Genomic DNA, 13,669 nt, shown 5'->3' with positions numbered 1-13,669 from the left:
GAGACCAGGAAGATGAGCCACGCGAGCAGATCCGATAGCCTGGCCGGCCTTGCGATTGCCGGCACGGTGTGGCGTCGCCGCCGCGTGTTCGGCGCGGTGTTCGCCGCCATTCTGGGCTTGGCCGTGCTCGCGCTGGTCTTGTTGCCGGTGCGCTATCTCGGCACTGCATCCGTCATCGTCGCCGAGCAGGAACCTGGCGCGGCCGCCAATGCCTCTTCGGCGTGGGCCCAGAAGGTCGGCGATCCCGCTGATATGGAGAGCCAGCTGCTCGTCATTCGTTCGCCCCGGCTGTTGCGGCTGGTGATGAGCACCCCGGGCGTCATTCCGGCGGTGGTCGAGGAGTGCGAGCGCGGACGGCTGCTGGGTGGCGCGGGCAGCTGCGACAAGCTCAAGACCGATGCGGGCGCCTTCATCGAGCATGTCGATGGTCGCTTCAGCGTCGCATCCGCCGGCCGCTCCCGCGTGATCAATATCTCGTATCAGTCGGGCATTCCCGAAGTGGCGCAGACGCTGGCCAATGCACTGACCCAGGCGTTTCTCGACGACCAGCGCAACGAAGGCGCCAACAGTCGCGAGGTCGCAAGCTCCTGGATCTGGCGGGAGCTGAAACAGCTCGATCAGCAGCTGCGCGCTGCCGACGAGAAGATCCAGCAGTTCCGCCGCACCAAGGGGCTGATGCGCGGCGCCAATGCGCCGATCTCGTCGGAGCGGCTCACCAGCATCGGCCAGCAGCTTTCGCAGGCGGAAGCCGCGCGGGCCGAAGCCGCTGCGCGGCTGCAGGAGATCAAGTCGGAGCAGGAGCGGGGGCCGACTGATGCGCCCTCGGTACTGTCGAGCCGAACCATTGCGGATTTGAAGCAGCAGCTGACGGCAGTCAGCGCGCAGCTCGCCAGCGCGGCGACGATGCTCGGCCCGAAGCATCCCTCGATGCTGGCGCTGAGCCGCGAGCAGGCGATGATCCAGCAGCGGCTGGTCGAGGAGATGCAAAACATCGCCGCAAGCGCCAAGAAGGCCTATGACGCGAACGATGCCCTGGTGAATTCGCTCAAGACGCAGATGGATGCGGCGAAGGCGGAGGCCGGCTCGGCCACGCTCGACGAAGCCTCGATCGAGAGCATGGTGCGCGACACCGAGATCAAGCGCCAGCAATATGCCGAGCTGTACAAGAAGGCGAGCGAGCTCGAGACCGAGCGGCGGGTCCTGCAAGGCAGCACCCGGCTGGTGAGTCTGGCCGAACTGCCGAACAAGCCGTTCTTTCCCAAGAAGATCCCATTCCTGGCCGCAGGCACCACGCTGGCGCTGATCTTCGGCATCGGCGCCACCATGCTGGCCGATAAGCTCAGCCGTTCCGCGACGGGCGAGGCCGCGCCCCAATCTGCGCAGCCGGTCGCGCCTCAGCCGATGCCACCGTCCGCGCCTGCCGTCGCCGAGATCGAGCAGGCGCCGGCGCTGGCGCCACAAAGTGTGGAGCAAACGCCCGATCCGCCCATCGCGGAGGTCCCAAGGTCGCAGCTGCCGAAGATCGCCGATGTACCGATCCTGGCCTGCCTGCCACGGCTCAAGACATTGCGGCAGCTGTCGGCGGTCGGCGCCATTCTCCAGGATTACCGCAACCTCGCCCTTCCGCAGGTACTGCGGCTGGCGTCGGAAGACGCCGAGTTTCAGGCCGGTATGCGTGCGCTGGTCCAGGCGCTTGGCCTCGTCGAATCCGGGCCGACACGGCGCATCGTGGTGACGTCGGCGGGGGACGGCGAGGGCAAGACGACCTGCGTATTGTCGCTCGCCGAGCATCTGGCCGCCGCGGGCCGCCGCGTCCTGATGGTCGAGTGCGAGCCCGTCCATCCTGATTTTGCGCAGGTGTTATCGCTGCCGGCGAGTCCCGGATTGTCCGGCGTACTGTCCGGCGCGGCAGCGGTGAGCCAGGCAGTGATCAGGACGGACCGTCCCAACCTGCACGTGCTGCCGTTCGGCGAGAGAACCGGGCGGGTCGCCAGTGTGCTGTTCGGAGCGAAGATTGCCGAGCTGTTGTCCGGACTGGGTGACTACGATGCGGTGCTGATCGACAGTCCGCTGCCTGCGCTCGAGAGCTTGTGTCTCTCTAAGATTGATAACCTGCTGCTATGCGTCAGGAGCGATCGCTCCGTCATCGAGCCGGTGATCTCCGCGATCACCCGTGTCAAATTGCTGGGGGCCGACGACCTCGCCATCGTCGTCACGATGACCGACGCAGAACACGGTGGTCGGCCGCAACCGGCGTTCACGGCAACAGACGCCTATGCCAGGGCAGGGTGATGTCAAGCGCGCGCGTGCTGTTTGTTGATCACACCGGCCAGATCGGCGGCGCCGAGCTGATCCTGCTCGACGTCGTCGCGGGCCGGCAGAACTCATCCGCCTTTCTGTTCGAGGACGGACCGCTGAGCGCGGCGCTGGCCGGACGCGGTCTGAAGCTCATCATCTCGCAGCATGGCCGCGGCCTGTCGCGCTTCCGCCGTGATAGCTCAGCATTGGCGGCGCTGCCGCTGCTCGGCCGGCTCGCGGCGATCGTGGTCGAGATCGCGAAAGCGGCGCGCGGCCACGATCTCGTCTACGCCAATTCGCAGAAGGCATTCGTGCTGGCGGCGCTCGCCAGTGTCGTGGCGCGGCGGCCGCTGATCTGGCATCTGCACGACATCATCAGCCCGGCACATTTCGGCGCCGCGCAGCGGCGCATGCAAGTCCTCCTTGCAAACCGGTGTGCACTGAAGGTGATCGTTCCATCCGACGCGGCGGCCGCGGCTTTCATCGCCGCCGGCGGGCGGCGCAGCCTCGTCGAGGTCGTACCCAATGGGCTTGCCTTGCAGCGGGAGCAGACCCTGCGCTGCGACCTCCGACAGGCGCTCGGCCTGCCGGAGGGGCCGCTCGTCGGTGTGTTCAGCCGGCTCGCGCCCTGGAAAGGCCAGCACGTCCTGCTCGAAGCGCTCGCGGCGCTTCCAGGTGTCGGCTGTATCGTGGTCGGCGATGCGCTGTTCGGCGAGCAGGACTATGCGGCGCAGCTGCAGCAGATGGTGGCCGAGCTCGGCTTGGCCGGGCGCGTGCATTTCCTCGGCCATCGCAGCGACGTGCCGAAACTGATGCAGGCGGTCGACGCGATGGTGCATCCCTCGATCGATCCCGAGCCGTTCGGCCGTACCCTGGTCGAAGCGATGCTGTCGGGCGTGCCGGTGATCGCGACCGATGCCGGCGCGGCTCCTGACATCCTGGAGCGCGGTCGCGCTGGAACCTTGATCCCGCCGGCCAATCCGCGCGCGCTGGCGGCCGCGATCGCCGCCGTATTGGCAAGGCCGGATCAGCTCGCAACCCAGCTGGAATATGCTGCGCAGCGCGCGCGTGCCGAATACAGCCTGGCGCGCATGTGCGAGGCGATCGGGCTTCTGATCGCCAAGGCGCAGGCCGGAGCTGCCGCGTGAGTGCGCATCAGCATTCGCTGCGGCGCTTCAGTGCACTGCTGATCAGCGGCGCGCTGGCGAGCAAACTGCTCGGCTTCGCGCGCGAAGTGATGATGGCGCATGTGCTCGGCGCCTCGCTGATCGCCGACGGCTTCCGCTCCGCCACGACCGCCGTGCTGATCCCGATCGCTTTCCTGCAGAACGAAAGTGTGCCCGCGATCATGATCCCGATGCATCGCGCGGCGCTGCAGGGCGACAACCCGCCGCGCAGCCTCGGCGCGCTGACGATCGTGATCGGAGCGCTATCCACGCTGGTGATGCTGATCGTGCTCTTGCTCGGCGAGATATGGGTCGATGCCATCGTCGGCGGATTTTCGCGCGAGGGCCGCGACCTGACCTTGCATTTCGTGCGGATGATGGCGTTCAGCATGCCGGCCTCCGCCGTGCTCAATGTGCTCGCAGCCGGCGAGATCGCGCTTGGTCGTACGCGCCTCACCAATATCCGCGCCAGCCTGTTGAACCTCGCCGTGCTCGCCGGCATCGCGCTTTTGATGCTCACCGGCGACGCCTACGTCCTGGCCTGTTCCTTCACCTTGGCCTTCAACGCGCTGGCGCTGTGGGGCCTGATCACGCTGTGGCGCGAGGGCGTGCTCGGCTTCTCCGGCCTGACAGTCCCGATCATTTTTGCCAAGGCCACTGATTTCTTCCGCAGGCTACGCGTCCTTCTGGCGCTACCGCTCGCCGAGCAGGGCAATGTCTGGATCGAGCGGCTGACCGCCTCCCGCCTCACGACCGGCGCAGTGGCCTCGCTCGATTACGCCCGCTCATTGACCGAAAGCGCGCTGCTGCTCATCAGCCAGCCGCTCGGCATGGCGGTCCTGTCGCATCATGCGCCTCAGGATCCGCGCAGCCAGTTGGATACGCTGCTGCGGCCGCTGTTGGCGTTGACCTTGCCCGCCTCGGCGTTCCTCCTGATGTTCGCGACCGATATCGTGCGCCTGATCTATTTCCGCGGTGCCTTCGGCGACGAGGCCCTGCTGCTGACCTCGCACGCGCTGAAGGGCATCGCCTGCGGTGTCTGGGCGGCGACGCTCGGCTGGATCCTGATCCGCCTGCTCAACGGCGCGGGCCGCAACGGCGCGGCCGCGTTGATCATCGTGTCGGGCTACGCGGTCAATATGGGCTTCAACCTCCTGATCCCGATGGTCGAGACATCGCCCGCGTCGGGCATGCAACTGCTCGGCATCGGCGAGGCGCTGCGCAGTCTCGTCCTTCTGCTCGGCGTCGTGGTCGTGCTCGGCGAGCGGCGGAAGGTGCTGACATCGATCGGCCTCGCGCTTGTGCCGACTTTGTTGATGGCGGTGCTGGGCCAGTTCATCCAGGATGCTATTGCCGGCCTGCTGCCGCGCTTAATCGCCGGCGGGTTTGCCTATCTCCTCTGTCTCGCTTTCGCCGTGGGCTTGCTGATGCCGGCGCAATTCAGCGCGGCATTCAATCAGGTCCGCAGATCATTCAAGGTGAGGGGAGAGCTGAGTTGAGCCTGGCCGCACTCGCTGTCGCAAAAGCCATGATGGGAACCAAAGCCTTCGTCCTGCCGTTCGCCAAGGCCTATGATCGCGTGCTGGGCCGCCGCGGATGTTTTTTCACCTTCCACCGCGCTGCGCCGTCTGCGCTCTGGGAGCGGCTGCCGAACCGCGACTTCCATATCGACCTCGATTTTCTCGATCGGTTCCTGACACATCTGCGCCGCGACGGCTGGGACGTGGTGACGATGAGCGAAGCGCTGCGCCGCGCGGCGGACGCAACTGATCGCAGCCGTTACGTCAATTTCTCGATCGACGATTGCTATCGCGACACATACGAATGGGTGCTGCCGCTGTTTCGTCGGCACGCGGTGCCGGTGACGCTGTTCGTGAGCACGGGGATTCCCGACGGCACGCTGCCGCTGTGGACGGCCGGTCTGGAGGATGTGCTGCTCCACCACGACGGCGTGCGGGTCGATGACGGGGTGGTCGAACTGACGACGTCCGAGCAGCGCCGCGCAGCCTTTGCGTTGATAGCCGCGTCCTGGGATGGTCCCGAGGCCGGCCGCCACTATGCTGCGTTCTGTGCGGCGAACGACATCGATATGACCACGATGCACTGGAAGCACGCGATCTCCTGGGACATGCTGCAGGAGTTGGCCACGGATCCTTTGGCGGAGATCGGGGCTCACACCGTCACGCATGCGCGGGTTTCGGATCTCTCGCCGCAAGCGGCCTTCGACGAGCTGGTGCAGTCGCGCCGCCGTTTGAACGAACGGCTCGGGATCGATGTGCAGCACTTCGCATTTCCCTATGGCCGTGCAGCCGATTGCGGTGCGCGCGATTTTGCGCTCGCCCGGCAGGCCGGATTCAGCAGCGCCGCGACCACGCGCAAGGGCCTGGTTCGTCACGGCCAGGATCCGTTCTCGCTGCCTCGCAACACCATCAATGGCGCGCATCGTGATCTTGCGGTCATGGAGATGCATCTGACCGGCCTCAGCGGCACGGCGGCGAGGATCATTGGCCGTGTCTAATCGGATGCCCATACGAATCGTGTCGATCGCGCATACGGCCGCAAGCAGCGAGGCCGGCTTCCTGCGTTACCGCTCGCTCGCAGCCAGGACCAACATCGATCTGCATCTGGTAATGCCGGCGGTCTGGAAGGAGTTCGGCCGCACCATCGTCGCCGAGCCACCGCGTGCGGAGGGCTTCTCCATTCATGTGCTGCCGATTCGTTTGCCGCAGGCCGGGCCGATGAAATGGTATCTGCACTTCTATCCGGCACTGCGGCACCTGCTGTCCGAGATCGATCCCGACGTGATCCATCTCTGGGAGGAGCCGTGGAGCGTCGTCGCGCTGCAGGCGCAGCTGCTGCGGCGGCGTGCGGCTGTCGTGCTCGAGGTCGATCAGAATATCCTCAAGCGGCTGCCGCCGCCGTTCGAGACCATCCGCGGATTTGTGCTGGGCCGGACCGATCACATCCTGTCGCGCAGCCCCGATGCGACCGAGGTGGTTCGCGCGTGCGGCTATACGGGCCCAGTGACGCCGATCGGCTATGGCGTGGATCTGGCGACCTTCGTGCCCAGCGCCGAGCCGGTCAGCACGCCGCGCACCCGGCCGCTGACGATCGGCTATGTCGGCAGGCTGGTTGAGGAAAAGGGACTCGACGATGCGCTGGACGCGATTGCGCAGGCCACATCGCCGGTCCTCCTTAACCTCATGGGCGAGGGGCCCGATGAAGTCCGCTTGCGCCGGCGCGCGAAAGCCTTGGGGCTTGGCGATTGCGTGACGTTCCGCGGCTGGGGCTCGCCGCAGAAGGTCGCCGCGTTCCTACAGGAGCTCGATGCGTTGGTGCTGCTGACCCGCACCACCAAGGCAGTGCGCGAGCAGTTCGGGCGGGTGATCATCGAGGCGCAGGCTTGCGGCATTCCGGTGATCGGGTCGAGCGGTGGTGCGATTCCGGATGTGGTCCGCGAGGGCGGCTGGATCGTGCCGGAGCGTGATCCCGAAAGCCTGCGGCAACTGCTCGACAGGCTGGCCGCCGATCCCGCCGTGCTGCGGGCAAAGGCGAGTGCCGCGCGTGCCAATGTGCTGGCGCGATTCACCTATGACGCCGTAGCGACGGCGATCGAAGCGGCCTGCCGCGCCGCCGCCAGCGATAGGGCCGCCGCGCGGCTGAAGCCGACACAGCTGCTCGGCGTCGGCAGCTAGCCCGATGGCCGGCATCTTTCCGCTGCGCGAACTACGCGGTGGTCAGTCTGTTGCCGCACAGCTCAAAATACGAGGGCCTCACGCAGCGATCGATTAACGTAAAGGCGAGCCTAGGGAACCGGTTGCTCGCGCAGCACGGCATCTTTGATTAGAATTGCTGACAATGCCGTGTTCGAGGTGAGCCCGTGGAGACCTGAGCGTCGCTGAATGCAATTCGGTCGTGAAGCAGACAATTCCAATGCAGCGCAGCCCGTGACGGCAACTCGCCCGGGCGTTCGCGTGCGTGAGATCGGCGAGGCCGATCTGGCGGCGATCGCCGCGCTGTTGAACCGTGGCTTTCCGCATTGCTCGCAGCAATATTGGCTGCGAGGCCTGCAGCGGCACGCAACGCGCCCGCGTCCGCACGGCTATCCGGCATTCGGATACTGTCTCGAACAGGACGGAGCCGCGGTCGGCGTGATCCTGCTGTTGTTCTCCGAGGTGCTCGCGGGATCTGAGACCGTCGTCCGCTGCAATGTCTCGAGCTGGTATGTCGAGCCTGAGTTTCGCGCCTTCAGCTCGCTCCTGGTGAGGGCCGCCACCCGCGACAAGCGTGTGACCTATTTCAACATCACGCCGGCGCCGCACACTTGGCCGCAGGTCGAGGCGCAGGGATTCTCGGTCTATTGCCGCGGCCAGATCTACGCGGCGCTCGCACTGTCGAAGCCGGTGTCGCGGGCGACGGTGCGGCCGCTCGCTGCAGGCGAGAGCGCCGGCCTTTCCGACTATGAGGTCGACTTGCTGCGGCGGCATGAAGAGTTCGGCTGCCTCAGCCTCGTCGTGCAGGATGGCAACAACTATCATCCTTTCGTGTTTCAAAAGCACTTGGTCAGGAATCGCGTGCCGGTGTTCCGGCTGCTCTATTGCCGCGATATTGGTGATCTCATCCGCTTCGCCGGCAATCTCGGCCGCTTCCTGGTCCGCCGCGGCGGTCTCCTCGTGCGCTTCGATTCGAACGCGCCGGTGCCGGGCCTGATCGGCTGGTACTCGGAACAGCGAGGCCGCAAGTACGCCAAGGGCCCGCATCCGCCGCGGCTCGGCGACCTCGCCTTCACCGAAGCTGCGCTGTTCGATAGTTGACGCGGCTCGATCGGATCGGCCCGCCAGTGGTTCGATACGAGTCTTAAAGTCGCGGGTGCCCTCTCTCACAAGGCCGCGGCGCGCGTATCGGTCTTAGCCTCTGCCAGCGCACACAGGCCGATGGCCTGTTCCTTGCCGCGCAGCCGGATCAGGCCCAGCGACCGCGCTGCAATTCCCGGCGGAAGCGTCAGGCCATCGAGAAGCTCGGCCGAGGCAATCACCGTTTCACCGCGCTCGCGGCAGGCGTCGACCAGGCGCGCCGTGGTGTTGAGCGCATCGCCCGACAAAGCGATCTCCTTCTTGATCGATCCCATTTCGCCGACCACCACCTGTCCGCAATTCAGGGCGGCGCGCATCTGCGCCGTGATTCCGAACTCGCGCTCATAGTCCGCTTTGTGCGCAGCCAGCCGCGCGAGCGCGGCGAAGCAGGCGCGCACGCATGCCGCGTCCTTCAGCCCTTGGGCGAGCGGCCAGGTGGCGATCAGCTCGTCGCCGACATATTTGTAGATCCGGCCGTGGTGCAGCACGATCGGCCCGCTGAGATCGGTCACGAGGCGATTGAGCAGCCGATGAAAGTCGACTTCGCCCAGTCGTTCGGCCGCTGCGGTAGAGTTCTTCATGTCCATGATCAGGAACACGCGCTGCTCGACCTTTGGACGATGATAGCGTCCGGTTACGAAGGACAGCAGCACGTTCTGGCCCAGAAGACCGCTCACCTCGAACAGGAAGCTGACTACGAAGGTGGCGGCAAAGCAGAACAGGACGTCATCGCCGGAGATGCTGATCGGCCGGGCCGGCGGGTGGTTGGGAATCAGCAGCTGCCCGATAGCCATGGCCACCAGGAAGACCACGAGATAGACCAGGGAGCGCACGGCGACGATGACCATGAACGACGTGCGCGCAAGCCGCGAGCCGGGCGCCTGCAGGACGAAGAAGCTGAGCCAGCTCACGGCGGTGCCTATGAGCACGCCGGTCACGGCGCCCCGGATCAGCCCATGAAGGCCCGCGCCGGCGGCAATCGACGTCGCATATCCGTATGGCGCCCCGATCGCTGCTGCGATCATGACGTAGCTCAGTAGCGTTGGGGCGAGGAGACGGAGGCGCTCGTCGACAACCATGACGGACAGGAACCGGGACGACCGTGATCGGCCGATCCTAGCAGACCAGCATGCGCACGAACGAGAAAAGATTTGCACCGGCGGATGGGCGGGGGCTCGAACGATCGTTCGCGGCTGGGTCAATTGCAGATCGTGCAGGGTAGGCAAGGGCGAGTTTACCGCCCGGTGCCGACCACATGCGACGGAACAAGCGCCGTGCCCGCCATCATGCGTTGATCGGTGGTGGGGACGCGCTACGCGCTTTGCCCACCCTACGCGCCGTTACAACCGATCAGGCGTGCTTTATTCCGCGGCCTCGCTGTTTGCCTCAATGAGGAGAACGTCCAGGCTCTCGATCTCCTGCATGGCGCGTCCGGCGATGCCTTGCAGATCGCCATAGAGTCCCGCGGTCGAGTCGAGCACGCCCCGGAGCTGCTCTTCGCGCTTGGCCCATAGCCGCATCATGGTCTTGCGCTCGCGGTCGAGGTCGGACTGCATCTCGGTGAAGCGCTCGACGATCGCATCGATGCGGTGACGGAACCTGGGGCCGGTGAGATAGACATAGACCAGCTCCATCTTGCTCTGCTGGCCTTCCTGCGCAAGCCGGCTGCTTGCGAGATCAATCAGCGACTGCCGCAGTGCCAGCGACAGCGGAATCGCGAAGCGCGGCTCCGCCACCCAGACCCCGTCGATCAGGTCGAATCCGTCGACGCCTTTGGGCAACGCCGTGGAGACGATCATCGCGATATCCGCTTTGGCGGCGCGCTGATCGTCGCGCAGCTTGGCAAGCCAACCGTCGCTCCAATTCTTGGTGCGCTTGGATTCCCACAGGATCGCGCCGCAGGCCTGGCCGTTCGGCCCGACCACCCGGTGCACTACGTCGCCGCCGAATTCGCCCTTCGGCACCGGCTCGATCAGGTCGCGAGGAAAGCGCGCGCGCAGCTGCGATTCCAACGCGATCTCCAAGGTCTCGCCCTGCAGCTGCTGCGAGCCCTGTTCGGCCTTGCGGCGCAGCTCTTCGATCTGGCGCTGCATGCCGGCGATCTGCGTCTCCTTCTCCGCGACCTTGGCCTTCAACGCGTCCTCGGCTTCGAGCCGGGCCTTGTCGCGCACGGCCGTGAGACTCTCCTGGACTTTCTTCTCGACCGTGAGCTCGATCTCGCGCCTGGCTTCGTCGAGCTCGCGCTGTTTGCGAAGCATCTCGGCCTGGGCCTTCTGGGCCTCGGCGAGCTTGGCATCCTGGTTGGAGAGAACCTGCTGCAGTTCGGCGAGCTTCTGATCGCGGGCGCCGATCTCGTCCGCCAGCGCCTGCCGTGCCTTCGTGGCTTCGGCCTGCGCGATCGCCCCACGCTCGGCCTTCAGCCGGCTTGCGACCTGCTCTTCGATCGCAGCCTTTGCCTTGGCAAGCTCATCCTGCGCCTTCTTGATGATCTGCTCGCGACGGCCGAAATCGGCCTCCTTGGCGGCGAGCTGGGCCTGGAACCTGCGGCGCGTCTCCTCGATCAGCGGGGCGGCGAGCTGCTCGGTCAGATGGATCTCGGTGCGACAGTTCGGGCAGACGATCTGGGGATCGGGCACGTTGCGAATCCTGCAGTGATGGCGCGGTGAGTCTACCGCGCTCGCTCGCGCGCTTTAACCCATGTCCAGCCCGAATTCTCAATGAGCTGTGGACGATAGGGAGGTATTCGACGGCAGAGGCCGCTCGTTCCGCCCGAACCTGACTGGCACCCCGCTTGCTGCTGTCGGCGCTGGGGTCACGGAGTGGTCCGTGATCTGTGCCAATGCCGGACAATCGAGGTCAATGTGATGATGCCCTTGCTCCGTTCCGAAACAATCGATCGACAGCCGTCTAATGAGGTCACGCGCGTCCGCGGTCTCATCGACAGTCTCAGGGTCAATCTCGACACCATGACTGCCGACATCGAGGCCGAGGAGCGGCAATGCCAGATCTCGGACGTGGCCCATGTCAGCTATCCGACGCTCGCAAAGTCGTTGCGTGCGCGGCGTGACAATCTGGAAGCGACGATCAATCTTCTCTCCGAAACACTCACGCATTTCGAGCGATGATCGTCGGGCGGAGCGCGCAGGCTCCGAGCCCGTATCCAGCGTGGCGGCATAGACTGCTTCAGCAGCGAAGCTCTGTTGCCTCTCGCCGATAGGACGGCCGTCGACGTATGCCGAGCCGTCTCCGCTTCCTCCACTAGCGAGGTTGCGGGTAAGACCGATCGGAGCGGGCGCAGGTGTATTCCGGGTGGCGCATTCATCTGTATTGCGCCACCGCGTATTCGGCGGAACGAGCGAACTGGGATCGACGGAGCATATGTCGCTCCGCCCTTGGCGAAAGATATTCGGATTTCCTATTTTCAGAAATAATGATTGTTGGGGGCAGCCCCCTCGAATGAAAAGAGACGTCGGCATCGTCATGAAGTCACTGCCGAGCCAAGGTTTTCAACCTTCAGAAGCTTCTTAAATGGAACTCACTTGGAACGGGTGGTTAGACGGCTGTCACATTTGAGCGATACCACAGCGCAAGCCGACCCCGCGGTTCACGCGCTGCCGGCTCTTCCGATCTCAAGTCGTGCATAATGAAGAGCTGAATGGCGTCTCGCTGTCATGACCGAATGCACCCGACATGCGAAGGCCTGCATCACCGCTCTGCCATTGACTTCGAGCCGACTCGGAGAAAGCCTCGCGATGCGGTGCGTGCGCAACGCAGGTCACTGCGTCCCACGTTCGCCGTTCGGCGCACGCAAGAGCTGGCTGGCTGCGATGCTGGGATCGATCCTGGTCATCGGGATCGCCGCTGCAGCAGCAGAGGATGGGCCCCGGTCCAGCCAGGTGGCGATCGCCTTTCATATCCCTGCGCAACCGCTGGCGAACGCCTTGCAGGTCTATGGGGAAAAAGCCGGCGTACAGGTGCTGTATGAAAGCCATTCCGCAGTCGGTCGCACGTCAGCCGCTGTCGAGGGCAACTACACGCCGGCAGAAGCGCTTGCGACGCTCTTGAGCGGGACCGACCTGAAGGTTCAGTATGCCCGACCGAACGCCGTCACGCTCGCTCTGCGCGACGCGCCGTCCGGGGCTGCTTTGATGAGCGTGCCGGCAGCAACGGAGCTGTCCTTGGGCACGCTTCGCGTGCGCGCGACGGAAGAAGCAGACGATGCCGGCCGGCTGCGCGATTACAGCGAGGGCCTGCAGGCCGACATTCAGAAAGTGCTGCAAAAGAATTCGGAGACGCGCGGCGGCAATTATCGCGCGACGCTCGATCTGTGGATTGATCCGCTGCGCACCGTTCAGCGGGTCGCGCTGGTCCGCTCAACCGGCAGTGAGGGCCGCGACGCTGCAGTGGAGGCGGCGCTACGAGGCCTCACCGTCAGCCGACCGACACCGGCGCACGCAGCACAGCCGGTGCGGGTCGTCATCGTCGTGAGGTCGATGCAATGAAGGGCGAGGCCGGCGGCGGACAGGAGCGGGCTCCCGCGCTGTGGGCGACGAGTCCTTTCGTCGCGGCCGCGTCTCAAGAATCCTGGACCCAAAGCGAAGCGCTCCGGCTGGTGCTGGTTCCGACGGTCGTCACCTTGCTCTATGTCGGCGGCATCTATTGGATCCGCTCGCAACTGTCGGCGGAGACGTCCGCACGGGAGCGAAGTGCGATGGTGCAGGTCCAATTGCTGCCCCGGCCGGCGCCGGCGTCGATTCCCGTTGCCGCAACGGAGCTACCTTCGGCCGGCCACGTTGCGAGCCGCGTCGATAGCCCGATCAACGATGCGGACGCCGCCACAGTTGATCTCGCCGCATTGACGCCGATGACTCCGTCGCTGCCGACCGAGCGACCCGCGTCGGGCGCGGTTGCCTTGCCGGCGCCGCTGGAAGCTCCGCCGAACGGAGCCACGGCGCGCTTCCAGCAGGCCTTGCTGCGTCACGTTGCGCGCTACCAGCGCTATCCCAGGGCTGCTCGCTCGGCGCGGCTGCGCGGCGCGGTGGATGTGCTGTTTTCGATGCGCCGGGATGGCACGCTGCTCGGCGTCTGGGTGAAGACCAGTTCGGGTCAAGCCGTGCTCGACAAGGAAGCGATGGACGCCATCCGCCGGGCGCAGCCGCTGCCGCCGATTCCACCGGAATTGCCCGACCTGCTCAATGAGCGGATCACGCTCGAGTTCGATCCGTCATGATCCGGCGACCGCAGCTCACGGAGGGAACGGAGGGGCCTGCCCGGCCTGTGTTTCCACACGCGCTGGACTCGCGTCATAAATGTGTCGCCCAGCGCCGCTACCTCCAGGGGCGCTGCGGACAT

The 13,669-nt window shown here is 65.5% G+C and carries 11 protein-coding genes; 9 read left to right on the top strand and 2 right to left on the bottom strand.

Annotated elements, in window-relative coordinates; translation table 11 throughout:
* The first annotated feature begins 12 nt into the window (after positions 1-12).
* The 6 genes from QXZ85_RS03845 to QXZ85_RS03820 all read left to right on the top strand — a co-directional run bounded on the left by QXZ85_RS03845 (position 13) and on the right by QXZ85_RS03820 (position 8,278).
* The gene (locus tag QXZ85_RS03845) at positions 13-2,292 is read left to right on the top strand and encodes an exopolysaccharide transport family protein (protein WP_315700782.1); all 2,280 of its coding nucleotides are present in this window, start codon (positions 13-15) and stop codon (positions 2,290-2,292) included.
* Positions 2,289-3,446, top strand: a complete 1,158-nt coding sequence (locus QXZ85_RS03840) for a glycosyltransferase family 4 protein (protein WP_315700781.1) — start codon at positions 2,289-2,291, stop codon at positions 3,444-3,446. The genes QXZ85_RS03845 and QXZ85_RS03840 overlap by 4 nt, the downstream gene beginning before the upstream one ends.
* Positions 3,443-4,963, top strand: a complete 1,521-nt coding sequence (locus QXZ85_RS03835) for a lipid II flippase MurJ (protein WP_315767330.1) — start codon at positions 3,443-3,445, stop codon at positions 4,961-4,963. The genes QXZ85_RS03840 and QXZ85_RS03835 overlap by 4 nt, the downstream gene beginning before the upstream one ends.
* Positions 4,960-5,982: a polysaccharide deacetylase family protein gene (locus tag QXZ85_RS03830; RefSeq protein WP_315700779.1), complete on the top strand. Its 1,023-nt coding sequence runs from the start codon at positions 4,960-4,962 to the stop codon at positions 5,980-5,982. The genes QXZ85_RS03835 and QXZ85_RS03830 overlap by 4 nt, the downstream gene beginning before the upstream one ends.
* Positions 5,975-7,159, top strand: coding sequence for a glycosyltransferase (locus tag QXZ85_RS03825; RefSeq protein WP_315767331.1), 1,185 nt, complete (start codon positions 5,975-5,977; stop codon positions 7,157-7,159). Before QXZ85_RS03830 ends, QXZ85_RS03825 begins: the two co-directional genes overlap by 8 nt.
* Before the next feature lie 207 nt (positions 7,160-7,366).
* Complete coding sequence (locus QXZ85_RS03820; protein WP_315700777.1) at positions 7,367-8,278, top strand: acyl-CoA acyltransferase; 912 nt, start codon at positions 7,367-7,369, stop codon at positions 8,276-8,278.
* A gap of 65 nt (positions 8,279-8,343) precedes the next feature.
* On the opposite strand, the gene QXZ85_RS03815 is transcribed toward QXZ85_RS03820, so the two are convergent.
* Both QXZ85_RS03815 and QXZ85_RS03810 read right to left on the bottom strand, forming a co-directional pair.
* A complete protein-coding gene (locus QXZ85_RS03815) occupies positions 8,344-9,342 on the bottom strand; it encodes an adenylate/guanylate cyclase domain-containing protein (protein WP_315700776.1) in 999 nt (332 codons plus the stop codon).
* A gap of 336 nt (positions 9,343-9,678) precedes the next feature.
* Entirely contained in the window at positions 9,679-10,953 is a 1,275-nt protein-coding gene (locus QXZ85_RS03810; protein ID WP_316173386.1) for a DUF2130 domain-containing protein, read from the bottom strand.
* Between the two features lie 228 nt (positions 10,954-11,181).
* On the opposite strand from QXZ85_RS03810, the gene QXZ85_RS03805 reads away from it, so the two are divergent.
* From QXZ85_RS03805 to QXZ85_RS03795, 3 genes are all read left to right on the top strand, one after another.
* A complete protein-coding gene (locus QXZ85_RS03805; RefSeq protein WP_315700774.1) occupies positions 11,182-11,442 on the top strand; it encodes a hypothetical protein in 261 nt (86 codons plus the stop codon).
* Between the two features lie 636 nt (positions 11,443-12,078).
* On the top strand, positions 12,079-12,819 hold the full coding sequence (locus QXZ85_RS03800) for a secretin and TonB N-terminal domain-containing protein (RefSeq protein ID WP_316173388.1): 741 nt from the start codon (positions 12,079-12,081) through the stop codon (positions 12,817-12,819).
* The gene (locus QXZ85_RS03795; protein WP_315700772.1) at positions 12,816-13,547 is read left to right on the top strand and encodes a TonB family protein; all 732 of its coding nucleotides are present in this window, start codon (positions 12,816-12,818) and stop codon (positions 13,545-13,547) included. Before QXZ85_RS03800 ends, QXZ85_RS03795 begins: the two co-directional genes overlap by 4 nt.
* Positions 13,548-13,669 lie beyond the last annotated feature (122 nt).

Origin of the sequence: Bradyrhizobium sp. SZCCHNGR1005, from assembly GCF_032489995.1 — a bacterium.
GTDB lineage: Bacteria > Pseudomonadota > Alphaproteobacteria > Rhizobiales > Xanthobacteraceae > Bradyrhizobium.
The sequence above is the reverse complement of the archived record's forward strand: the minus strand, read 5'-3'. Positions and strand labels throughout refer to the sequence as shown.